Origin of the sequence: Bacillus cereus group sp. RP32, assembly GCF_040459735.1 — a bacterium.
Lineage (GTDB): Bacteria > Bacillota > Bacilli > Bacillales > Bacillaceae_G > Bacillus_A > Bacillus_A wiedmannii.
In genome coordinates, this window is the sequence record NZ_JARVHO010000001.1 from 184,850 (window position 1) to 207,763 (window position 22,914).

Genomic DNA, 22,914 nt, shown 5'->3' on the forward strand with positions numbered 1-22,914 from the left:
CCTTACTCTATTTTTTTGTGGAAAAATTTATATAGATTTTGAATTTAATAGTTTAGAAAGATGAAAGTCTGTCCACACTGTTTGTAGAAGGGACGGTGGAGGAAATGAAAAAACAAGTTATTGCTTATCTTCTTCTATTATTAATTGGTGCACAGCTGCTTGTGCAGTTTGGATATATGAAAGCTGATGCGAAAGGGCCTTCAGTTATTCCGAAAGAGGCCGTTCGATTACGGATTTTAGCAAATAGTGATTCAGATAAAGACCAGGCGTTAAAGCGCAAAGTGCGTGATGAAGTAAAAGCACAAATTGATGGATGGGTGGCGGATTTAGCTTCTTTTGAAGAGGCGCGTAAAGTCATTCAAAGTCATATTCCAGAAATCGAAAAAACAGTGGCAAATACGTTGAAAAAAGAAGGAAGTAAAGATTCATTTCAAGTGAAATTTAGTAAGAATGTAAAGTTTCCTACAAAGGTATATGGTAATTTTATTTATCCAGCAGGGGAATATGAGGCGGTATTGATTACAATTGGGGAAGGTGAAGGCGCAAACTGGTGGTGTGTATTATTTCCACCGATGTGTTTCTTAGATTTTTCAAGTGGTACAGCTGTAAGGAAGGAAGAACATGTTGTGAAGGCTGAATCTCCTGAAGAGGGGGAAGTTAAGGAGCAAGATGAGGAAGTAGTGGATGTACCAGAGAAGAAAGAGGATAAGGTGAATGAAAAGAAGGTTGTAAAGCAGGAAGTCGCAAAAAAAGTAACAGCTTCTGAAAAGAAAATAGTAAAAAATGAAACGAAAGTAGAAGAACAACCTGTAAGTAAAGAAGAAACAAAAACTGTGGAAAAAGTGGAGAAACCTGTGGAACAAAAGCAAGAAAAACAAAATGAGTATGTAAAAGTAGAGGAGGAAGAAGAAAAGCCAGAAGTTAAGTTATTTATTGTAGAAGCTTTTACATCTTTATTCTCTAAATAGTACTATTAGTAGGTCCCTTCTCATATATAACAAAGAGGAGGGATTTACTATGAAGAAAGTATATTTTGCTACGAAAGCAGATGTGGAAAGATTGCATTCTTTTTTCGGACAAGCTAATAAAAAAGATGATAAAATAAATGAGTTGTACGCGCAATTTATGATTTTGGAAGAGGCGGAAGAAATACGGGCTGTCATCGGATATGAACAAAGTGAAGAACACGCACTGATTCGTTCTTGTTTATTTACACCTAATGTGGATAAACAGACTTTCTTATATTTTTTTGAAATGTTTTTGCAGTATATGGACGAAAAAAATATTCGACAATTGTACTTACTAACAAATCATCCACAATCTATAACAATCTTTCAGTTTTTTGACTTTGTTACTATAGAGAAAGAAAACGTACCAGAGGGAATTCGACAGTTAGAACACTTTTGTAAAAATATAAAAGAGCCAAATGCAATAATACTAAATTGTCAGCTATTCACAAAGTTATCCACGGATTAATTAGGTTTATCCACATTTTGTGGATAAACCTTGTTTGTCTTTTGGATAAATCTCATAGTAAACTAAAAATAGACAAGTATTTCAGGGTAGAAAAGGACGTGGGAAAAAATGCATACAAATATGTGGGTTGTGGATAATGTTGTGGAAAGAAAAAAATATTATCCACAGTTACAAGAAGCAGCAAAATTATTAAGGGAAAACGAGGCGATTGCCTTCCCTACAGAAACGGTATATGGACTAGGTGCAAACGCGATGAATGATGAAGCAATCGCGAAAATTTTTGAAGCGAAAGGAAGACCGAGTGATAATCCACTTATTGTCCACATCGGTACAAAATCACAGTTAGATGGGATTGTGAAAGAAATCCCGCCAGTTGCAGAGAAGTTAATGGAGCATTTTTGGCCAGGCCCGTTAACAATTATTTTACCTAGAAAAGAAGGGATTTCAGAGAAGGTGACGGCAGGACTTAATACGGTTGGAGTAAGAATGCCTGATCATCCAGTAGCGCTTGCTCTTATTGAAGAGGCGAATGTACCTGTTGCAGCACCGAGTGCGAATCGTTCTGGGCGTCCGAGTCCGACGCTAGCTTCTCATGTATATGAAGATTTAAATGAGAAAATTGCAGGTATTGTAGATGGTGGTGCGACGGGAGTAGGTGTTGAATCGACTGTAATTGATTGTACGAGCGAGGTTCCAACGATATTACGCCCAGGTGGGATTACGAAAGAACAATTGGAAGCGGTGATCGGTACTGTTTCTTTAGATCCGGCTTTAAAGGACGAGAAGGAAAAACCGAAATCACCTGGAATGAAATATACACATTATGCACCGAAAGCGCCGCTTAGTATTGTTGAGGGCTCACGTGAATTTATTCAGCTTATTGTGGATAAGAAAAAGGAAGAAGGATTTAAAGTAGGTGTATTAACGACGGAAGAATATCAGCATGTATATAGCGCGGATGTTGTATTATCTTGTGGTGTTCGAAGTGATTTAGCTAGCGTTGCGACTAAATTATATGATGTACTTAGAACGTTTGATGCAAGTGAAGTGGATGTTATTTTTAGTGAATCATTCCCGAATGAAGGAATAGGGAATGCCATTATGAATCGCTTAACGAAAGCGGCAGGCCATCAGGTTATTACTGAATCGTAAGGTACGATTAGCAAACCGAATATTTCTCCTCGGATAAGCATATTTTGAAGTAGCACGTCCGAGGAGGGACATGAATGACGTTTGAACAGCTAATACCTTTAATAATTATGGCATTCGCTTTAGGGATGGATGCGTTCTCGGTGAGTCTTGGTATGGGGATGATGACCTTAAAGTTAAGACAAATCCTGTATATCGGTATGACTATAGGGATATTTCATATTATCATGCCATTTATAGGGATGGTATTAGGTCGTTTTTTATCAGAACAGTATGGAGACATTGCACATTTTGCAGGTGCTATTTTATTAATTGGACTAGGATTCTATATTGTGTATTCATCTATTTTGGAGAATGAAGAGACTAGAACGGCCCCTATTGGAATTAGTTTATTCGTATTTGCATTTGGCGTTAGTATAGATAGTTTTTCAGTAGGCCTTAGTCTTGGTATTTACGGGGCGCAGACAATTATTACGATATTACTTTTTGGATTTGTTAGTATGTTATTAGCGTGGATTGGTTTATTAATTGGTAGACATGCAAAAGATATGCTCGGCACATATGGCGAGATAGTAGGTGGTATCATTCTCGTTGGATTTGGATTATATCTCCTTTTTCCTATATAATTTTAAATAGGAGGGAGTTATGAATAAATTATTGGAATGGTATATTCGATTTTTAACTTTTTTCCCTAGGTGGTTAAGACGGCTTGTTATTTGGGGTATTATTTTGCAAATTTCAATTTTAGGTTGGATGAAGTTAATTCGCGAATGGTAAGATAGCTCCTTTCTGTGCATAGTTTTATTTATACTATACTGATTGCGCTAAAAAATTATAGATATAGAAAGGATGAGATGAATGACGAGATTGAAGCAAGTTTTTGGTATTATTATTAGTTTTTTTGTTTTTTGGTTTAGTATGCTCGGTGTACAAATGTTTGCTGAGTTTTTAGATATTGAGTCATTGAAGTTTGTTGCGGGAAAAACGGAGGCAGCGCGTGCCTTTTATTCTCCGTATCCGTTTATAATCGTTTTTCTTATTACATTGCTTTCCCTATATTTCTTAGTAATTAAGCTTGGGAAACCGAAAAAAGAGAAAGTATCTACTTTAGAGGAAAAAAAGGAAGAATTACAATGATAAAATCCCTTGCTAAATAGCAGGGGATTTTATGTTTGAGTGATGGAAGTAATTGAGTTACATTCGCTCTCTCGCTCGAAGCAAAAAGCGCTTCAAGGTCGAGAGCTCCAATGCCCTGCGATTCTGAACGAGCCGCCTCCGCTTTTAGATATATCCAGTTCCAACGGCCAGCTCTTCGCATCTAAGAACCTCCCGCACGAAAGGTAAAAAGCACCTTTTGTGCGAGAGAACCTTAGCTGGTCAGAGCTAAGTGGGCCACTTCCACTTTTAGATAGGCCTTACCAATTCAAATTGTTCTCCTAGTTTTGCGTAGTTGTGTCCTGCTAGGCGGCTTATTGGTTTTAGTCCTTCTGCATGAATGCGGCCATTTTCGTATAGGTGTTCTGCGACGTGGAAACGAACGACGCGTCCGATTAGTAGATCGCAAGCTGGTGAGTCTTCTGTTCCGCCAAGAGGGATTGCGCGTTCTAGTACGCACTCCATTCGAATATTTGCTTCTTTTACACCTGGAACGGAGATAACATCACTTTCAATTGGTGTTAGTTTTGCTAGTTCAATTTCGCTTTCATTTGGCGGGAGGTTAGCCGCTGTTTCGTTAATTGCTTCTACGTAAGATTCATCAGAAATATGTACGACAAACTCACCCTTTTCGATTGCGTTTCGAGAAGTATCTTTCGGTGTTCCTGCTTTTCGTTGTACAGAAACTGAGATAAGTGGTGGATTAGCAGCGACAATATTGAAATAGCTATACGGTGCTCCGTTTAATACGCCGTCTTTTGTTACAGAAGTAACGAATGCGACAGGGCGTGGAATGATACTTCCCGTTAATAATTTGTAATTCTCTTTTTCCGTTTGTTCATTTGGATTAATGGATAACATGCGTAAAATCCCCTTTCTAAATATGACGACTTATTGTTTGTTTACAAGATGTTAGTGGAAAACTCCTGCTGAAAATAATATTTTTATTACATAAAAAGAACTTACTTCATTGTGATTGAAGTAAGTTCCGTCTAAATAATCTCGAATTCAAGATAAAAATTATAATAAAACGTATGCCCCAGGTCCGATTAAAGCTACTCCGACAGCAACAGCGATTAACATTAAATTGTATTCATATCCGTTTTGGGTTACCCAGTAACCATTTTTTCCGTGAACAGTGAAGATTGCCATTAACATTGTTCCAACGATAAATAATGAACCAATTGCAGTGAAAATACCTGATGCGAATAAGAAGCCACCTAATAATTCAGTTGCGCCAGCCATAAATGCCATGAATACACCAGGACGTAAACCGATTGACTCCATCCAGCCGCCTGTTCCTTTTAAACCGTAACCGCCGAACCAACCAAATAGTTTTTGAGCACCATGACCCATGAATGTAATACCTATAATAAGACGAATAATAAGAAGACCGATATCCATCATTTCAAAAAACCTCCTAAAAGTTATTAACTTACCTTATGTAAGTAATAATAAAATAGTTACTTACTTTAGTCAAGTGGATTTCGAAAAAGGTTTGAAAATAATTTTACAAATTAGCGACAAAAAGCAAAATGTAGTAAAGACCTCTAGACAAGTTGGGTAAAAAAAGAGAAAATATAAGTAGAAGTTAACTTCTTATTGTTATTCAGACAATCAGAATTGACTGGAATTTTGCAAAGAGCTACAATAAGAGTCTATTAGTAATGACGTAATTTATTTCGAAAGCGTTTTTACAGTATAATATTCGAAGTATGAAGTCTTACATGTATCCCGAGTTTTACTAGGGATTGCCCTATAAACTTTTAGGTAAATTATGAGGAGGACTATCCTATGTTTAAAAAATTATTCGGTTTTGGTTCAAAAACAAATGAAGAAACAATCGTAGCTCCATTAACTGGAGCAGTGAAAAATATTGAAGAAGTACCAGATCCAGTATTCGCTGGTCGTATGATGGGTGAAGGTGTTGCAATCGATCCTACTGAAGGTCTAGTTGTATCTCCAGTTGATGGTGAAATCGTACAATTATTCCACACAAAACATGCTGTAGGAATTAAAGCGAAAAACGGTACAGAAATTTTAATCCACGTTGGATTAGAAACTGTAAAAATGGAAGGCGAAGGTTTCGAAGCTCACGTTTCTGAAGGCCAAGCTGTAAAAGCTGGAGATAAATTAATCTCATTCGACTTAGAATTAATCCGTGAAAAAGCGAAAAGTACAATTACTCCAATCGTTATTACAAACACAGATGCAGCTGAGTCTATTAAAACAACTGTAGGCGTAACAGCTACAAAAGGTTCAACAGAAGTAATGAAAGTTACAATGAAATAATTATTGTATAAGAGGAATCCGTTTCATATGAAATGGATTCCTTCTTTTGTTTTGTAGTACGCTTGCTATGTATGTTAAAATACTCTAGGCACTTGGAAATAGGGTTTCACATATATGTGGATAAGGCGCATTTTTCTTAGAAAAAATATAAGAGAAATGCGCCTTTCGTATATTCACATTTCTTTTGTTCTATTCTTATGTACGTTATGATGAAAGATAGGAAAAAGAAGAAAAGGGGTGGGTTTGGATGGAACGAGTGTTATTTATTTGCACTGGAAATACATGCCGTAGCCCGATGGCTGAGGCGTTACTTCGTCATCATGGAGAAGGGAAGTTTGAAGTGCAATCTGCTGGTGTTTTCGCCTATCCTGGAAGTGATGCGTCGATATATGCAAAGGAAGCTTTAGCTGAAAAGGGAATTACAATCGATCATGCTTCGCAACAGATAAATGAAGCTTTGATTGATTGGGCAGATATTGTAGTAACAATGACGGAAAACCATAAGCAAATTGTACTTGGGCATTATCCGAGTGTTGAAAAGAAAGTGGATACATTATATGGAGTAACTGAGGGGATAAGTAAGGATATTTCAGATCCATTTGGCGGTTCACTTTCTATTTATAAAGAAACGTTAGAAGAGATGGAAAAACTTGTACAAACTTTACTGAAAAAACATTCAGAAGGTTGATGTTTCGTGTATAATACGATATTGGAGATTACTTCGTTCCGTTAAGGTAACGAGTGAGAAATGAAGATAATTGATTGAAACTTTGGAGGGGTAAAAATGAAAGTAGTAGTAGCATCTGATCACGGCGGTATGAATATCCGTAAAGAACTTGTAAGTTTATTAGAAGAGTTAAATATTGAATATATTGATTTAGGTTGTGAATGTGAAGCTGGTTCTGTTGATTACCCTGATTTTGCGTTTCCAGCAGCGGAAATGGTAGCGAATGGCGAGGTAGATCGTGGTATTTTAGTTTGTGGGACAGGCATCGGTATGTCAATTGCAGCAAACAAAGTAAATGGTATTCGTTGTGCATTAGTTCATGATACTTTCAGTGCGAAAGCAACGAGAGAGCATAATGATACGAACATGTTAGCAATGGGCGAGCGTGTAATTGGTGCAGGTCTAGCACGTGACATCGCAAAAATTTGGTTAACAACTGACTATGAAGGTGGTCGTCACGAAAACCGCGTAGGAAAAATTAAAACATACGAAACAAAGTAATAGATTCTAACTAGAAGTAGTATGAAATATAATTTGGTGAACCAACCTGTGAAAGGAAGAGGCGTAATGACAGAAATCGTAAAGGTAAGAGAACAGTTACAAATTTCGCTTGCTGATTTCCAAGAACAAGCTTCATTACAAAGTGGACAAATTTTTGTAGTGGGGTGTAGCACGAGCGAAGTGCTAGGAGAAAGAATTGGGACATCAGGAACGATGGAAGTAGCAGAGGCGATTTTTTCTGAGTTAAAACAATTTCAAGAACAAACAGGTATGGAGTTGGCGTTTCAATGTTGTGAGCATTTAAACCGTGCTTTAGTAGTTGAGAGAGAGTTGGCGATGAAATATCAATTTGAAATTGTAACAGTTACGCCTGTTAGATCAGCAGGTGGTGCATTAGCAACATATGCGTATCACAATTTGAAAGATCCGGTAGTAATTGAGTTTATTAAAGCAGATGCAGGAATGGATATTGGTGATACATTTATCGGTATGCATTTAAAGCATGTAGCTGTTCCGGTTCGTACAGGTGTGAAGGAAATTGGAAGTGCGCATGTAACGATGGCAACGACACGTGGAAAACTAATTGGTGGAGCACGTGCTGTTTATGCGGCGAAGGAAGAGACTATAACTTGCCGTTAGACATGAAAAATTATAAAGTCGCATAATAGCTTTATATCGAAAGATAAAAGGTATGTAGTCTGACTTTATAATAGAAGAAAGAAAAGACCGATTTTCGGTCTTTTTTTTCTTTTATGATATAGAAAGTCATGTTAGAATGTAGTTGAAAACATGAAGGTTCGAAAGAATTACAACCTGAATTTTCGTTTTTTCTGAATAAATGAGAAAAAACTATTGGGAATCGATGTAATTCGTTCAGAAAAGGGGGATTTTGGTGGATCATTTAAAACGTCAAGATGAAAAGGTATTTGCTGCAATTGAGGCAGAACTAGGAAGACAGCGTTCAAAGATTGAGTTAATTGCTTCGGAAAACTTCGTAAGTGAAGCAGTAATGGAGGCGCAAGGTTCTGTTTTAACGAATAAGTATGCTGAGGGATATCCTGGAAAACGTTACTATGGTGGCTGTGAGCACGTAGACGTAGTGGAAGATATCGCACGTGATCGCGCGAAAGAAATTTTTGGCGCAGAGCATGTAAATGTTCAACCGCATTCTGGTGCACAAGCGAACATGGCAGTATACTTCACGATTTTAGAGCAAGGCGATACAGTACTTGGTATGAATTTATCTCATGGTGGTCACTTAACACACGGAAGCCCTGTTAACTTCAGTGGAGTACAATATAATTTCGTAGAATATGGCGTGGATGCTGAATCTCACCGTATTAATTACGATGATGTATTAGCAAAAGCGAAAGAACATAAACCAAAATTAATCGTTGCAGGTGCAAGTGCATATCCTCGTGTTATCGATTTCAAACGATTCCGTGAGATTGCAGATGAAGTGGGTGCATACTTTATGGTTGATATGGCACATATCGCTGGTTTAGTAGCTGCTGGTTTACATCCAAACCCAGTACCACACGCACATTTCGTTACAACGACAACACATAAAACATTACGTGGTCCACGTGGTGGTATGATTTTATGTGAAGAGCAATTTGCAAAACAAATTGATAAATCAATCTTCCCTGGTATTCAAGGTGGTCCACTTATGCACGTAATCGCTGCAAAAGCTGTTGCATTTGGTGAGACACTACAAGATGATTTTAAAACATATGCACAAAATATCATTAATAATGCGAATCGCTTAGCTGAAGGTCTTCAAAAAGAAGGACTTACACTTGTTTCTGGTGGAACAGACAATCATTTAATCCTGATTGATGTTCGTAACTTAGAAATCACAGGTAAAGTAGCAGAGCACGTGTTAGATGAAGTTGGTATTACAGTGAACAAAAATACAATTCCATTTGAAACAGCAAGCCCATTTGTAACAAGCGGTGTACGTATCGGTACGGCAGCTGTAACATCTCGTGGTTTCGGTTTAGAAGAAATGGATGAAATTGCGTCACTTATTGCTTACACATTAAAAAATCATGAAAATGAAGCTGCATTAGAAGAAGCAAGTAAGCGTGTAGAAGCGTTAACGAGCAAATTCCCAATGTACACAGACCTATAATAGATTAAAGAAGACTGCTGAGACGTAATTGTTTTGGCAGTTTTTTTTGGACATATATTGTTCTTTAAGTATGTATACAAATGATGAATAAATTTTGGCGATATAATGAAGGATACAGCTCCCATAATTGGTAAAGATACTAGATAGATTCATCGTAAAATCATGATTTTGCCAAATTTGCCCTTGAATATTAGTAGCGTTTTCTTTACAATCGTAAATAGTGTAAAAAAGCGTGCAAACGCATGAATATCATCTAAAGGAGAGATTCACATGGGAAAACTGTATGTATTTGATCACCCGTTAATTCAACATAAGATTACATATATTCGCGATAAGAATACAGGTACGAAAGATTTTCGTGAATTAGTGGACGAAGTAGCAAGCTTAATGGCTTTCGAAATTACTCGCGACCTTCCACTTGAAGATATTGAAATTGAAACACCTGTAAGCAAAGCGACAACAAAAGTGATCGCTGGTAAAAAGCTTGGTTTAATTCCGATTTTACGTGCAGGTTTAGGAATGGTTGATGGAATTCTGAAATTAATTCCAGCAGCAAAAGTAGGACACGTTGGTTTATACCGTGACCCTAAAACATTACAACCGGTAGAATACTATGTGAAACTTCCAACGGATGTAGAAGAACGTGACTTTATCGTACTAGATCCGATGCTAGCAACAGGTGGTTCTGCAGCTGAAGCAATTAACTCTCTGAAAAAGCGCGGTGCAAAACAAATTAAATTAATGTGTATCGTTGCAGCTCCAGAAGGAGTAAAAGTAGTACAAGAAGAACATCCTGATGTTGATATTTATGTAGCAGCATTAGATGAGAAATTAAATGATCACGGATATGTAGTACCAGGTCTTGGTGATGCTGGTGACCGTTTATTCGGAACGAAGTAAGACAACTGACGAGAGGGGATTCCCCTCTCGTTTTTTTGTACTCTGATGAGGTAGGGGAGGGGGGATAAATATACATAGTATATACAACATAAGTTGAATACACACCACATATAATATAGAAGTCTTACGTCTAAAGAGCACTATATTATGGAAGGAAAGCGTTATATCGTAAAAATATAATAGTGACAAACTTGTGAACATTTCCTTCTATTATAATGAGAAAACTGCTAGAAATTGCATATCTCTAACCAGTATTTAGAAGGGGAACGTTTTCATTTTTGGGAGGAAATGACTAATACTCAAATTTTTTGATTTTTTACGATTTCTCGTTGACACTGTTAATACCCTATTGTATGCTAACAACGGGGATAGATGGTAGGGCTTTCAGTGACAAAAATACATCTATTCCGTGACGAAAATGTAAACTTTTTAATTTGTATAGGATTTATGCAAAAAAATGAGTTATTATTAACACATCGTGAATGAGGGTTACATATTGGAGGGATGAATCCTTGCAAAAAAACGATCGCAGCCATATAAAAGCTTATGCTTTAATGTCAGGTATTCTTGCTCAGTTAGTCGGTTCTATTCTTATTGGAATCTTTGGTGGGCAGTGGATTGATAGTAAGGTTGGAACGTTTCCATTGTTTCTTATTATAGGGTTATTACTCGGATTAGGAACAGGGATATACGCAATGATTCGACTCATTCGACATTACTATTCGGGAGAGCAATGATGATAGACGTACATGGACTTGTCCAAAGACAAAAGAAATATATGTACTACTTGCTTGCGCTTCTAGTGCTAGGATGGGGATTCACCTCTTACAAGGATGTATTTCTTGGGCTGATTATCGGAACGATTTTCAGTTTTCTTAGTTTGCGCATCATTGCACGTAGAACAGACAAGCTGTTGGATCGCGTAACAAATGGAGAAAACGTGAAGTTTAAGGCGACAGCGGTAAGTACATATTCGAGATTCGCCACGATTGGATTATTAATTTTATTTGCAGCCAAATATCAAGAGTTAATCGCGATGTGGGGCCTAGGTGTAGGATTGCTGACAGGATACCTTGTCATGATCATAGATTTTCTTTATTTAGAGTATAAGAGCAGGGAAGAGAGGTGAATTACTAGTGGAACACGGTAAATTAGTTAAATTTCTAGGTTTAACGTTCGATTTGTCATCAGTTATGATGGTTACTGTAGCAGCAGTTATAGTTTTCTTAATCGCTGTTATCGGAACTCGCAGTTTAGCCCTTCGCCCAACCGGGATGCAAAACTTCATGGAATGGGTGTTTGACTTCGTGAAAGGGATTATCAATAGTACGATGGACTGGAAAACAGGTGGACGTTTCTTAACGCTTGGCGTTACGCTTATCATGTTTATCATCGTATCGAACTTCCTTGGTTTACCATTCATGTATTCAACAGTTGAGGCTGGCGAACATATTGCATGGTGGAGATCACCAACGTCTGATCCAGCAGTTACATTAACATTAGCCGTGATGGTAGTTACCCTCACCCATTATTATGGAATTAAGATGAAGGGTACGAAAGAATACGTAAAAGGTTATTTCCAACCTATGAAATTCTTATTCCCATTAAAGGTTATTGAGGAGTTTGCTAACACATTAACGTTAGGTCTTCGTTTATTCGGTAACATTTATGCAGGTGAGATCTTATTAGGATTACTTGCTAAGTTAGGTGGGGCATCATTCCTTGGAGCATTAGGTGCGCTTGTACCAATGTTAGCATGGATGGGATTCAGTGTATTCGTTGGATCAATCCAGTCATTTATTTTCGTTATGTTAACGATGGTTTATATGGCTCATAAAGTAAGCCATGACCATTAATATAATTTAAGTAAGAAAAAATTTATTTTTTTATAATACAAAGGAGGACAAATTAAATGAGTTTAGGTGTAATCGCAGCTGCAATTGCAATTGGTTTATCAGCATTAGGTGCAGGTATTGGTAACGGTCTTATCGTATCACGTACAATCGAAGGTGTTGCTCGTCAACCAGAATTAAAAGGCGCGCTTCAAACAATTATGTTCATCGGGGTTGCTTTAGTTGAGGCACTTCCAATCATCGGTGTAGTTATTGCATTCATCGTAATGAACAAATAAGGGAGACTCCCCTTACATAGATGGCGAAGAGTGTTTTTCCGAACTTTCTTCGCCATTGCTTTATGAACGAAACGTATGTCTTTTTTTTTCATATGATCAATTTAGATATTTTGAAGGGAGTGAATCCTTGTGCCAACTTTATTATTAGGGGCTTCCATTCCATTTGGAACGATTGCTTATACATTGTTCATTTTCTTACTTCTATTAGTAATGCTACGCAAATTCGCGTGGGGCCCTTTAATGGGAATTATGAAAGAACGTGAAGAGCATGTTACTAATGAAATCGACGCTGCAGAAAGAAGTAACGCTGAAGCGAAGAAATTAGTAGAAGAACAACGTGAAATGTTAAAACAATCGCGTGTTGAAGCACAAGAGTTAATCGAAAGAGCGAAAAAACAAGCTGTAGATCAAAAAGATGTTATTGTTGCTGCTGCGAAAGAAGAAGCAGAATCAATTAAAGCATCTGCTGTACAAGAAATTCAACGCGAAAAAGAGCAAGCGATTGCTGCTTTACAAGAACAAGTCGCTTCTTTATCTGTTCAAATTGCTTCTAAAGTAATTGAAAAAGAGTTAAAAGAAGAAGATCAAGTTAAGTTAATTCGCGATTATATTAAAGAAGTAGGAGAAGCGCGATGAGCAATGGGATTGTAGCAAAACGTTATGCTGTCGCTCTTTTTAAAATTGCAAAAGAAAAACACGTATTAGAAATGTTTGAAGAGGAATTACGCCTTGTACACAACGTTTATGTAAAGAACGGAGAACTACATAGCTTTTTAACGCAACCGAACATTTCAAAAGAGCAGAAGAAAACGTTTCTTGCGAACGTATTCGGATCTGTTTCTGAATCTATTTTAAATACGTTATATATTTTAATTGATAACAAACGCATTGATATCTTACCTGAAATTGCAGATGAATATGTTGTTCTTGCTAATGAAGAACGTAACGTAGCCGACGCAACTGTATATTCTACTCGTCTTCTATCAGAAGAAGAGAAGCTTAACATTGCAGAAGCATTTGCAAAGAGAACGGGAAAAGATGCAATTCGCGTAAAAAATGTTGTAGATGAAGATTTACTAGGCGGCATTAAAGTACGTATTGGAAATCGCATTTACGACGGAAGCTTACAAGGAAAATTAGCACGTATTCAGCGTGAATTAATGAAGAATAGATAGGGGTGAAGCACATGAGCATCAGAGCTGAAGAAATTAGCGCACTGATAAAGCAACAAATCGAGAACTATCAGTCTGAAATCGAAGTTAGTGATGTTGGTACAGTTATCCAAGTTGGTGACGGTATTGCGCGTGCTCATGGTCTTGATAACGTTATGGCTGGTGAACTTGTAGAGTTCTCTAACGGCGTTATGGGACTAGCACAAAACTTAGAGGAAAACAACGTAGGTATCATTATTTTAGGACCTTATACAGAAATTCGTGAAGGTGACGAAGTTCGTCGTACTGGTCGCATCATGCAAGTACCAGTAGGAAAAGAACTAATCGGTCGTGTTGTAAATCCATTAGGTCAACCAGTTGATGGTTTAGGCCCAATCAATACAACAAACACTCGTCCAATCGAAAGTCCAGCACCAGGTGTAATGGATCGTAAATCTGTTCATGAGCCACTTCAAACAGGTATTAAAGCGATCGATGCTCTTGTACCAATTGGCCGTGGTCAACGTGAGTTAATCATTGGTGACCGTCAAACAGGTAAAACAGCAGTTGCACTTGATACAATCATTAACCAAAAAGATGAAGATATGATTTGTATCTATGTAGCTATCGGACAAAAAGAATCAACTGTACGTAACGTAGTAGAAACACTACGTAAGCACGGTGCATTAGATTACACAATCGTTGTAACTGCATCAGCTTCTCAACCAGCTCCATTATTATACTTAGCTGCTTATGCTGGTGTAACAATGGGTGAAGAGTTCATGTACAATGGTAAACACGTATTAGTAGTATATGATGACTTATCAAAACAAGCAGCGGCTTACCGTGAGCTTTCATTACTATTACGTCGTCCTCCAGGTCGTGAAGCATATCCAGGGGATGTATTCTACTTACATTCTCGCTTATTAGAGCGTGCAGCAAAATTAAGTGATGCAAGAGGCGGCGGTTCTTTAACTGCACTACCTTTCATCGAAACACAAGCAGGGGACGTATCAGCTTACATCCCAACAAACGTAATTTCTATTACGGATGGACAAATCTTCTTACAATCTGACCTATTCTTCTCTGGCGTACGTCCAGCGATCGATGCGGGTACTTCTGTATCTCGTGTAGGTGGATCTGCTCAGATTAAAGCAATGAGTAAAGTATCAGGTACACTTCGTCTTGACCTTGCATCTTACCGTGAGTTAGAAGCGTTCGCTCAGTTCGGTTCTGACCTTGATAAAGCAACTCAAGCGAAACTAAACCGTGGTGCTCGTACTGTTGAGGTATTAAAACAAGGATTACACAAACCATTACGTGTAGAGAAACAAGTTATCATTCTTTACGCTTTAACACGTGGATTCCTAGATGATATCCCAGTAGTAGATATCACTCGTTTCGAAGAAGAATTCCATGCTTGGTTAGATTCTAATGCGACTGACTTATTAGAAGAAATCCGCACAACTAAGAAACTTGCGGATGACGACAAATTTGCAGCAGCTATTAATGGATTTAAAAAAGTATTCGTAGCTTCTGAGTAATGAATAAAAGCTCCAGAGGCTCGTTCAAGCCACTGGAGCTAGATAATATATAAAAGGCATCTCAAGTTTTGAGATTGCTGACGGTTATGTAAAGGAAAAGAGTAGGTGCACCTATTCTTTTCCTTCAATCATGAGCAAGAATATCTTGCAACGTAGATTAGGAAGAGAATTCTTACTAATCGTGCCAACTTCCGGAAAAAAGGTGGTGAAAACCTGTGGCATCTTTACGCGATATAAAAGCGAAGATTAACTCGACAAAGAAAACGAGTCAAATTACGAAAGCGATGGAGATGGTATCTGCATCTAAGTTAAACCGTGCAGAGCAAAATGCTAAATCTTTCGTTCCGTATATGGAAAAGATTCAAGAAGTAGTAGCGAGCATTGCGCAAGGAAGTAAAGGAATTAATCATCCGATGCTAAATGCGCGTCCTGTAAAGCGTACAGGGTACATCGTTATTACATCTGATCGCGGACTAGCAGGTGGTTATAACAGTAACGTATTACGTACAGTAAGTAACGTAATTCGTGAACGTCATAATATGGATTCAAACCAATATTCAATTATTGTGCTTGGCCGACTAGGACGTGATTATTTAAAACGTCGCGGCTTTAATATCATTGATGAAGTAGTTGGACTATCTGACCACCCATCATTTACTGATATTAAAGATCTTGCTTCTCGAGCAATTGCGATGTTTGCAGATGGTGCTTATGATGAGCTGTATATTTACTACAACCATTACGTAAGTAAAATTTCACAAGAAGTAACGGAAAATAAAATTTTACCGCTTACTGATGTGGCGTCTGACAAACCGACGACAGCTTATGAATTCGAACCTTCTGAAGAAGAAATTTTAAAAGTACTATTGCCACAATACGCAGAAAGCTTAGTGTACGGTGCATTACTAGACGGTAAAGCAAGTGAACACGCAGCGCGTATGACAGCAATGAAGAGTGCTACAGACAACGCAATGGAAGTTATCGATTCACTTACACTTTCATTCAACCGTGCGCGTCAGGCAGCGATTACGCAAGAAATTACGGAAATCGTTGGTGGAGCAGCAGCGTTAGAGTAGTAATAAAAAGCGTAGACGGTTCGTTCAGAATGAGAGGGGGATGGAGCTTTTGACGTAGAGGCGATTTGTGCCTCGCAGGAAAAAGCGAAGCCACCGAACATTCTAACCGCCGGAGCTAAGTGGAAGCGGCTCGTCCAGAACAAGAGGGCATTGGAGCTCCTGACGAAGAGGCGTAGTTTGCCTCGCAGGAAGGCGCGAAATGACCGACTGTTCTAGCTGCTGGAACTAGATTCAATAAAAAGTGGAAGCGGCTCTTTCAAAAGAGTCGCGTAAGCTATAAACCAATAAAAAATTAAAAGCTAACTGCTCGTAGCAAGTTGGCTAATTAAAAGAAAGCTAGGAGGGAACCCGATGAATAAAGGGCGCGTTACGCAAATCATGGGTCCGGTTGTAGACGTTAAGTTTGATGGCGGAAAGCTACCAGAAATCTACAACGCCCTTACGGTAAAACAAAGCAACGAAAACGGAACAAGCATTAACTTAACATTTGAAGTTGCACTTCATTTAGGTGATGATACAGTTCGTACAGTTGCAATGTCTTCCACAGACGGACTTGTTCGTGGTACAGAAGTAGAAGATACTGGTAAAGCAATCTCTGTACCAGTTGGTGATGCAACACTTGGTCGCGTATTTAACGTATTAGGTGATGCAATTGACTTAGATGGTGAGGTTCCTGCCGATGTACGTCGTGATCCAATTCACCGTCAAGCACCTGCATTCGAAGAATTATCTACTAAAGTAGAAATTCTTGAAACTGGTATTAAAGTAGTAGACTTACTTGCTCCTTACATTAAGGGTGGTAAGATCGGTCTATTCGGTGGTGCCGGTGTAGGTAAAACTGTACTAATTCAGGAATTAATTAACAACATCGCACAAGAACACGGTGGTATCTCTGTATTCGCTGGTGTAGGTGAGCGTACTCGTGAGGGTAACGATTTATACCACGAAATGAGCGATTCTGGCGTAATTAAGAAAACTGCGATGGTATTCGGACAAATGAATGAGCCACCTGGAGCACGTCAACGTGTTGCATTAACAGGTTTAACAATGGCTGAACATTTCCGTGATGAGCAAGGACAAGACGTACTATTGTTCATCGATAATATCTTCCGTTTCACGCAAGCAGGTTCTGAAGTATCTGCCCTTCTTGGTCGTATGCCATCTGCGGTAGGTTACCAACCGACACTTGCAACAGAAATGGGTCAATTACAAGAGCGTATTACATCTACAAATAAAGGGTCTATCACGTCTATCCAAGCGGTATATGTACCAGCCGATGACTATACGGATCCAGCACCAGCTACAACGTTCGCTCACTTAGATGCAACAACAAACTTAGAGCGTCGTTTAACACAAATGGGTATTTACCCAGCCGTAGATCCATTAGCATCTACATCTCGTGCACTTTCTCCAGAAATCGTAGGAGAAGAGCATTATGAAGTAGCTCGTCAAGTACAGCAAACTTTACAGCGTTATAAAGAGCTTCAAGATATCATTGCTATCTTAGGTATGGATGAGTTATCTGAAGAAGATAAGTTAGTTGTACATCGTGCTCGTCGTATTCAATTCTTCTTATCTCAAAACTTCCACGTAGCTGAGCAGTTTACAGGTCAAAAAGGTTCTTACGTACCTGTAAAAAATACAGTTAGCGGATTTAAAGAAATTCTAGAAGGAAAATATGATGACCTTCCAGAAGATGCATTCCGTCTTGTAGGTGGTATTGAAGAAGTTATTGAAAACGCGAAGAAAATGATGGCGTAAGGCCTTAGGAGGGACGAATTATGAAGACATTTCCAGTCAGTATTGTAACTCCTGATGGACCGGTTTACGAAAAAGAAGTAGAAATGGTAAGCGTAAAAGCAGAGAGTGGGGAAATGGGGATCTTACCGGGTCACATTCCAACTGTTGCACCATTAAAAATTAGTGCAGTTCGTCTGAAACATGGTGGACACACTGATTATGTAGCAGTAAGCGGTGGCTTTATCGAAGTTCGTCCAGATAAAGTAACTGTATTATCATCATCTGCTGAAGAAGCAAACCATATCGATATCCATCGTGCAAATGAAGCGAAGCGTCGCGCTGAGCAACGTATGCAAGATAAACAAGCACATGTTGACTTTAGACGTGCAGAAATGGCATTACAACGTGCTGTGAACCGTTTAAACGTTTCCGACATGAAATAAAAAATCCGTAAAGGCTTTGCCTTTACGGATTTTTTTTGTAGTTCATGGATAATTTTACAAAAATGGTATAATTATATTGATGCTTGTATAAGTAGAGAATGTACAACAATTTATAAAGGGGATGAATAAATGATCGGTGAAATGAAACGAGAAGCGTTGCACTCTTTAAAGGGAAAATGGGGGCTAGGTGTTGGATCAACGATTTTATATTTTATTTTAAGTTATGTTGTTTCAATGGCTGCAATGCTTATACTTTTAATTCCAGGAGTTATTATATTTTTACTATTTGCTGGTTTAACAGGTTCACTTGAAGAGGAAACAATATCAATTGGAGCAGGTATTACATTTGGTATTTTTTATTGCATCATAATAATTTTGAGTAACGCATCGTATGGAATTACATCATACGGTTATACAAATGTATTTTTACAGATGAGTAAACGAGAAGGTGCTAAAGTAGATCACTTATTCGAAGGGTTTCGTGGCTTTAAAAGAATGATGAAAACGATGTGGGCAATGCTTGCGATTTTGTTATATACAGGTACATGGATTCCAATGTTGCTAGTAGCCTTATTCGCATTTTTCGGTGAAGAAGGAAATACGTCGTTTACTATCGCTTTCTTTGTACTATTAGCTATTTCAATCGTTGTTATGATTGTGATGTATTTTTCTTATGCGATGACGTACTATGTAATGATTGAAAATGCAGAGTATAGTGTGTCACGAGCAATGAAAGAAAGTAAACATCTTATGAAGGGACATAAGTTAGATTTATTTCTTTTATGGCTCAGTTTTATAGGATGGGGTATTTTAGCGATTTTAACACTTGGAATAGGTTTTCTTTGGCTTAGCCCGTATATGAGTACAACGACAGCGCATTTTTATCGCTATCTTTCAAAAGATGAATTGTAGTAGGAACATGCTATACTAATAGAGTTATTACGTATAGGAGGAAGAATATGATTAGTGATTTAAAAGGAGAAGCGCTAGATTCATTAGAAGGGAAATGGGGATTAGCTGTCGGGGCAACATTACTGATTTCGATTCTTATTTCAGTTTTTAGTTTTAGTATTGATTTCATTTTCTTTCAATTTTGGGATTGGAAAGAAGTAAATAACTCACTTTCAGTAGACGTTATTACAATATTGATGGTAGGTCCATTAACGCTAGGTGGTTATCATTTAGCACTACATATCATTCGTGAAAAAGAAGCGAGTATTGGGCATATATTCAGATGGTTTACAGAAGGAAGTAAGTTTATAAAGTCATTTTTATTATATATAGTAGTGAACATTTATATTTTCTTATGGTTTTTATTATTTATTATTCCAGGCATTATTAAATCATTTTCTTATGCGATGACGTACTTTATAATAAATGATCATCCTGAGTATTCCATAAATCAAGCTATTACAGAAAGTCGTCGTATGATGAATGGACATAAGATGGAGTATTTCATTTTATGTTTAAGCTTTATTGGTTGGTTTATATTAAGTTGTATTACGTTAGGGATTGGATTCCTATGGCTAATTCCATATTTTTATACGACGTCAGCAGCTTTTTATGAAGAAATTGCAGAGGAGTATTACGAGAAAACAATTCCGACACTATAAAAACACCCAGTATGAGCTATTGGTTCATACTGGGTGTTTTTTGTAGAAATTTTATAAATTGATGACTAGTAAGTGGTTTACTGAAATAGTAACCTTGCATATATTTACAGTTGTTCTTTTGTAGAAACTTAAGTTGTTTTTCTGTTTCAATTCCTTCAGCAACGACAGAGAGGTTTAAAGTATTTGCAAGGGAAAGGATAGTGGAAACGATAGCTCTTTCCTCAGGCCGATGATCGGCTAGTTGTGTAAATTCTCTCGGTACTTTTAACGTATCGATAGGGAAAATTGATAAATAAGCGAGAGAAGAATAGCCGGTACCGAAGTCATCAATGGACGTTTGAATACCATATTCCTTTAATTGTTTTAGTCTTGATAATGTTTCTTTTTCATCAATCATTGCAATTCGTTCTGTTAGCTCAAGTGTTACATGCTTTGGATCGACTTTAATGTCTGTTAGTATTTGTGAAATGTTGTTGATTAAATTCTCTTGCTGAAACTCTTTTGCGGATAAGTTCACACTTATTTTTAAATCTGTGTAGCCGAAAGTATGCCATATTTTTAACTGGTGACAAGATTCTTTTAATACCCAATGACCGAGCGGAACGACTTGTGGCGTCTCTTCTACAATTGGAATGAACTCACATGGCGGAATGTCACCTAGGAGTGGGTGTTTCCAGCGGAGTAATGCTTCAGCACCAATAATCTTTTTCGTCGTAATATCAATTTGTGGTTGATAGACGAGATAAAACTCTTCGTTTACTAAAGCGAGTGGTAAATCTTTTTCAATTCGAGCTTTTCGTTCCATTTTTTTATACAATTCTTTCGTGTATAGGGAGCTACCATTTTTTCCTTTATTTTTTGCTTCGTACATGGCCATATCAGCATGCTGTAAAATGGATAATGGATCTTCACCTGCTTCAGGATATATTGCAATCCCGATGCTCGGTGAGATTTGTAAATGTTGACTTTCAATTTCAAATGGTTCGTTCATGGCTGCTACAATCGTATCAGCTATTTTTTTCACATCGGGTCTTTTTTTATAATTTTCGATAAGGATTGTGAACTCATCCCCGGCTAGCCGGGCGAGCTTCATATTTGGTGTCGATAGTCTTTCTAGTCTTTTTGCTACGGCAATTAATAGAAGGTCTCCTACCCTATGACCGAGAGTATCATTAATAACCTTAAAGCGGTCTAGGTCGAGAAACATAACAGCAAAAGGCCTTTTTGATATTTCGGATCGAGCAATTGCTTGTTCTACATATTGATGAAATGCACGGCGATTTGCAAGCTCTGTTAAAGTATCATGATATGCTAGAAAATTAATTTGTTCTTGTTGTTGTTTGCTTTCCGTAATATCTTTAATCATTAAATAAACACCAGAAATATGATCCTTTAAAAAGATAGGAACTGCTGTAACATGCAAGTAGTAAATATCCCTATTCTTATGATATGCCCGTACTTCTAAAGAAATAGATTTCCCTTTTTTTACTCGATGAAAGGCATTAATGATTTCTTCCAAATCTTCTTCATACGTAAGTGAATAGTATGGTTGCTTTAATAATTCATTCGTTTGATAACCGAGTAAAGTAGTACCAGCGTTGTTCACGTTGAGAAAATTACCGTACAAGTCTAATGTGAAAATTGGATCTGGATGGTGCTCGTATAAAGATTTAAACATCTGTTGGTTATGATATAGTTCATTTTTTTGTTCTACTAAATCTTCTGTACGTAGTTCAATTTGTTTTTCGAGTTCTGAGTTGAATTGCATTTGAGCTAGTAATAATATTTTATTTTGTTTTCGAACTAAACTATGGCGTATGAGAACGAAGGAGAAAGTTATTATAAGCCCGATTACTACAATAGGTGCAAAAACATATTCAACTAGTATAAAAACAATAAGCATTACTACAGAAATATAAGGTAATGACAATCTGATCGATTCCCCAAGTTTAGGTGTTAATAGTACTTGCTCTTGTCTTTCGGGTTCTTTTGTATGCAGAATACAGGCGATTGCTACTAGTACTAAAGTTACTTGATAGAGAGGAGTAACTGTAAACATAGAATACTCGGGTATGAAGTATTTGATATAAGCATAAATCGCATCTGTAGTAGCATATAAAATTAAAGCACTGCCAAGAAGCGCACCAACTTTTTTGGATAATAAGGATAATGGCTTGAATAACAGATTGATTCCTATGAGAAGAAAGAGCAAATCGGCCATTGGATAGGTAAGTTGAACAAATATGTCGATATAGGATGTTGAAGAAACGTGAATGGTGCGTTCAATAAGTAAGTAGTAACTTAAAGTGAATTGTGCTGTAACAATAATACAAATATCACATATCATAAAAAGCTTTTCTAATAAATCGCGGTTATAGATGATTTCATATAGAAAGGCAAATGCAAAGCTAATTAAAAAAAGTAAGTAAAAAAAATCAGACGGATCAACGAATGTATAGTAGTCCTTTAAAATTAAACGTTGATAGGCAACGACCATATCACCAATGAAATAAGAGAGGGTTCCAACACATAAAATGGTCCAAAATAAACGAGGTAACCCTTCTTTCCTATTTGAAAAATAAAGTATATAACTACAAGCGATAATATCAATGAATAAGGTACTCATTCCAATTAATATTTGAAAAGGAAATGAGTATTCATATAGAAAAGGCATTGCCACGTAATGAATCGCTATAGATAACAATATAATGCTTATAAGAATACTTACATGTGTTTGTTTTTTCATTTATCTCACCCACGGTATATACATATAAATTCCTCTTTTTATTTTTTATTGTTTCTTGAAACATATATATAATTTCTATACTTATTTTACACAGGTATAGCCAGTTATAAAAATAGATTTTAATAATTCTCGTTTC

General features: G+C 37.3%; 28 protein-coding genes. 25 read left to right on the forward strand and 3 right to left on the reverse strand.

The window, feature by feature from the left end:
* Positions 1-104: 104 nt before the first annotated feature.
* The 6 genes from spoIIR to QCI46_RS00850 all read left to right on the forward strand — a co-directional run bounded on the left by spoIIR (position 105) and on the right by QCI46_RS00850 (position 3,762).
* On the forward strand, positions 105-968 hold the full coding sequence (gene spoIIR, locus QCI46_RS00825) for a stage II sporulation protein R (protein ID WP_353839393.1): 864 nt from the start codon (positions 105-107) through the stop codon (positions 966-968).
* Between the two features lie 49 nt (positions 969-1,017).
* Positions 1,018-1,476: a GNAT family N-acetyltransferase gene (locus tag QCI46_RS00830; RefSeq protein ID WP_353839394.1), complete on the forward strand. Its 459-nt coding sequence runs from the start codon at positions 1,018-1,020 to the stop codon at positions 1,474-1,476.
* Positions 1,477-1,584: 108 nt separating this feature from the next.
* Positions 1,585-2,628 carry an L-threonylcarbamoyladenylate synthase gene (locus QCI46_RS00835; RefSeq protein ID WP_048560279.1) on the forward strand — a complete coding sequence of 348 codons (1,044 nt, stop codon included), beginning with the start codon at positions 1,585-1,587 and terminating at the stop codon, positions 2,626-2,628.
* A gap of 74 nt (positions 2,629-2,702) precedes the next feature.
* Complete coding sequence (locus QCI46_RS00840; protein ID WP_048542694.1) at positions 2,703-3,251, forward strand: manganese efflux pump MntP; 549 nt, start codon at positions 2,703-2,705, stop codon at positions 3,249-3,251.
* Positions 3,252-3,270: 19 nt separating this feature from the next.
* Positions 3,271-3,402 carry a hypothetical protein gene (locus QCI46_RS00845; protein WP_001037624.1) on the forward strand — a complete coding sequence of 44 codons (132 nt, stop codon included), beginning with the start codon at positions 3,271-3,273 and terminating at the stop codon, positions 3,400-3,402.
* Positions 3,403-3,483: 81 nt separating this feature from the next.
* Positions 3,484-3,762, forward strand: a complete 279-nt coding sequence (locus QCI46_RS00850; protein WP_048542692.1) for a DUF3935 domain-containing protein — start codon at positions 3,484-3,486, stop codon at positions 3,760-3,762.
* Positions 3,763-4,029: 267 nt separating this feature from the next.
* Here QCI46_RS00850 and QCI46_RS00855 read toward each other — a convergent pair whose 3' ends face one another.
* Together QCI46_RS00855 and QCI46_RS00860 are read right to left on the reverse strand one after the other, a co-directional pair.
* Positions 4,030-4,641 (reverse strand): flavin reductase family protein, encoded by a 612-nt coding sequence (locus QCI46_RS00855; RefSeq protein WP_353839395.1) that lies wholly within the window; start codon positions 4,639-4,641, stop codon positions 4,030-4,032.
* 159 nt (positions 4,642-4,800) lie between these two features.
* Positions 4,801-5,187: a DoxX family protein gene (locus tag QCI46_RS00860; protein WP_087985979.1), complete on the reverse strand. Its 387-nt coding sequence runs from the start codon at positions 5,185-5,187 to the stop codon at positions 4,801-4,803.
* A gap of 387 nt (positions 5,188-5,574) precedes the next feature.
* Here QCI46_RS00860 and QCI46_RS00865 point away from each other — a divergent pair, with 387 nt between their 5' ends.
* The 19 genes from QCI46_RS00865 to QCI46_RS00955 all read left to right on the forward strand — a co-directional run bounded on the left by QCI46_RS00865 (position 5,575) and on the right by QCI46_RS00955 (position 20,032).
* Positions 5,575-6,072 carry a PTS sugar transporter subunit IIA gene (locus QCI46_RS00865; protein WP_087985978.1) on the forward strand — a complete coding sequence of 166 codons (498 nt, stop codon included), beginning with the start codon at positions 5,575-5,577 and terminating at the stop codon, positions 6,070-6,072.
* A gap of 247 nt (positions 6,073-6,319) precedes the next feature.
* Complete coding sequence (locus QCI46_RS00870; protein WP_048542685.1) at positions 6,320-6,760, forward strand: low molecular weight protein arginine phosphatase; 441 nt, start codon at positions 6,320-6,322, stop codon at positions 6,758-6,760.
* A gap of 96 nt (positions 6,761-6,856) precedes the next feature.
* Positions 6,857-7,300: a ribose 5-phosphate isomerase B gene (rpiB, locus tag QCI46_RS00875; RefSeq protein ID WP_000869917.1), complete on the forward strand. Its 444-nt coding sequence runs from the start codon at positions 6,857-6,859 to the stop codon at positions 7,298-7,300.
* A gap of 21 nt (positions 7,301-7,321) precedes the next feature.
* Positions 7,322-7,939, forward strand: a complete 618-nt coding sequence (locus tag QCI46_RS00880; protein ID WP_353839396.1) for a TIGR01440 family protein — start codon at positions 7,322-7,324, stop codon at positions 7,937-7,939.
* Positions 7,940-8,192: 253 nt separating this feature from the next.
* Positions 8,193-9,434 (forward strand): serine hydroxymethyltransferase, encoded by a 1,242-nt coding sequence (gene glyA / locus QCI46_RS00885; RefSeq protein ID WP_000349796.1) that lies wholly within the window; start codon positions 8,193-8,195, stop codon positions 9,432-9,434.
* Between the two features lie 270 nt (positions 9,435-9,704).
* Positions 9,705-10,334, forward strand: coding sequence for a uracil phosphoribosyltransferase (upp, locus tag QCI46_RS00890; protein WP_000517533.1), 630 nt, complete (start codon positions 9,705-9,707; stop codon positions 10,332-10,334).
* A gap of 372 nt (positions 10,335-10,706) precedes the next feature.
* Positions 10,707-10,820 (forward strand): DUF4024 domain-containing protein, encoded by a 114-nt coding sequence (locus QCI46_RS00895; protein WP_048542683.1) that lies wholly within the window; start codon positions 10,707-10,709, stop codon positions 10,818-10,820.
* A gap of 26 nt (positions 10,821-10,846) precedes the next feature.
* Complete coding sequence (locus tag QCI46_RS00900) at positions 10,847-11,071, forward strand: AtpZ/AtpI family protein (RefSeq protein ID WP_001171220.1); 225 nt, start codon at positions 10,847-10,849, stop codon at positions 11,069-11,071.
* Positions 11,071-11,463, forward strand: a complete 393-nt coding sequence (locus tag QCI46_RS00905) for an ATP synthase subunit I (RefSeq protein WP_000567600.1) — start codon at positions 11,071-11,073, stop codon at positions 11,461-11,463. Before QCI46_RS00900 ends, QCI46_RS00905 begins: the two co-directional genes overlap by 1 nt.
* Positions 11,464-11,470: 7 nt before the next feature.
* Positions 11,471-12,190: a F0F1 ATP synthase subunit A gene (gene atpB / locus QCI46_RS00910; RefSeq protein ID WP_048542682.1), complete on the forward strand. Its 720-nt coding sequence runs from the start codon at positions 11,471-11,473 to the stop codon at positions 12,188-12,190.
* 56 nt (positions 12,191-12,246) lie between these two features.
* Positions 12,247-12,465: a F0F1 ATP synthase subunit C gene (gene atpE, locus QCI46_RS00915; RefSeq protein WP_000052064.1), complete on the forward strand. Its 219-nt coding sequence runs from the start codon at positions 12,247-12,249 to the stop codon at positions 12,463-12,465.
* Positions 12,466-12,594: 129 nt separating this feature from the next.
* On the forward strand, positions 12,595-13,101 hold the full coding sequence (gene atpF, locus QCI46_RS00920) for a F0F1 ATP synthase subunit B (RefSeq protein WP_001142625.1): 507 nt from the start codon (positions 12,595-12,597) through the stop codon (positions 13,099-13,101).
* Complete coding sequence (atpH, locus tag QCI46_RS00925; RefSeq protein WP_353839397.1) at positions 13,098-13,640, forward strand: F0F1 ATP synthase subunit delta; 543 nt, start codon at positions 13,098-13,100, stop codon at positions 13,638-13,640. The genes atpF and atpH overlap by 4 nt, the downstream gene beginning before the upstream one ends.
* A gap of 11 nt (positions 13,641-13,651) precedes the next feature.
* A complete protein-coding gene (gene atpA / locus QCI46_RS00930) occupies positions 13,652-15,160 on the forward strand; it encodes a F0F1 ATP synthase subunit alpha (RefSeq protein ID WP_000027511.1) in 1,509 nt (502 codons plus the stop codon).
* 215 nt (positions 15,161-15,375) lie between these two features.
* Positions 15,376-16,236: a F0F1 ATP synthase subunit gamma gene (gene atpG, locus QCI46_RS00935; protein ID WP_000157696.1), complete on the forward strand. Its 861-nt coding sequence runs from the start codon at positions 15,376-15,378 to the stop codon at positions 16,234-16,236.
* Positions 16,237-16,587: 351 nt separating this feature from the next.
* Positions 16,588-17,997, forward strand: a complete 1,410-nt coding sequence (gene atpD, locus QCI46_RS00940; protein ID WP_001032603.1) for a F0F1 ATP synthase subunit beta — start codon at positions 16,588-16,590, stop codon at positions 17,995-17,997.
* A gap of 20 nt (positions 17,998-18,017) precedes the next feature.
* Positions 18,018-18,419: a F0F1 ATP synthase subunit epsilon gene (atpC, locus tag QCI46_RS00945; protein ID WP_000847206.1), complete on the forward strand. Its 402-nt coding sequence runs from the start codon at positions 18,018-18,020 to the stop codon at positions 18,417-18,419.
* A 129-nt stretch (positions 18,420-18,548) separates the two neighbouring features.
* Positions 18,549-19,331 carry a DUF975 family protein gene (locus tag QCI46_RS00950; protein WP_097907155.1) on the forward strand — a complete coding sequence of 261 codons (783 nt, stop codon included), beginning with the start codon at positions 18,549-18,551 and terminating at the stop codon, positions 19,329-19,331.
* Positions 19,332-19,378: 47 nt separating this feature from the next.
* A complete protein-coding gene (locus QCI46_RS00955; protein WP_098948935.1) occupies positions 19,379-20,032 on the forward strand; it encodes a DUF975 family protein in 654 nt (217 codons plus the stop codon).
* 16 nt (positions 20,033-20,048) lie between these two features.
* Here the strand turns inward: QCI46_RS00955 and QCI46_RS00960 are convergent, their stop codons facing one another.
* Positions 20,049-22,778 carry a putative bifunctional diguanylate cyclase/phosphodiesterase gene (locus tag QCI46_RS00960; protein ID WP_353839398.1) on the reverse strand — a complete coding sequence of 910 codons (2,730 nt, stop codon included), beginning with the start codon at positions 22,776-22,778 and terminating at the stop codon, positions 20,049-20,051.
* Positions 22,779-22,914 lie beyond the last annotated feature (136 nt).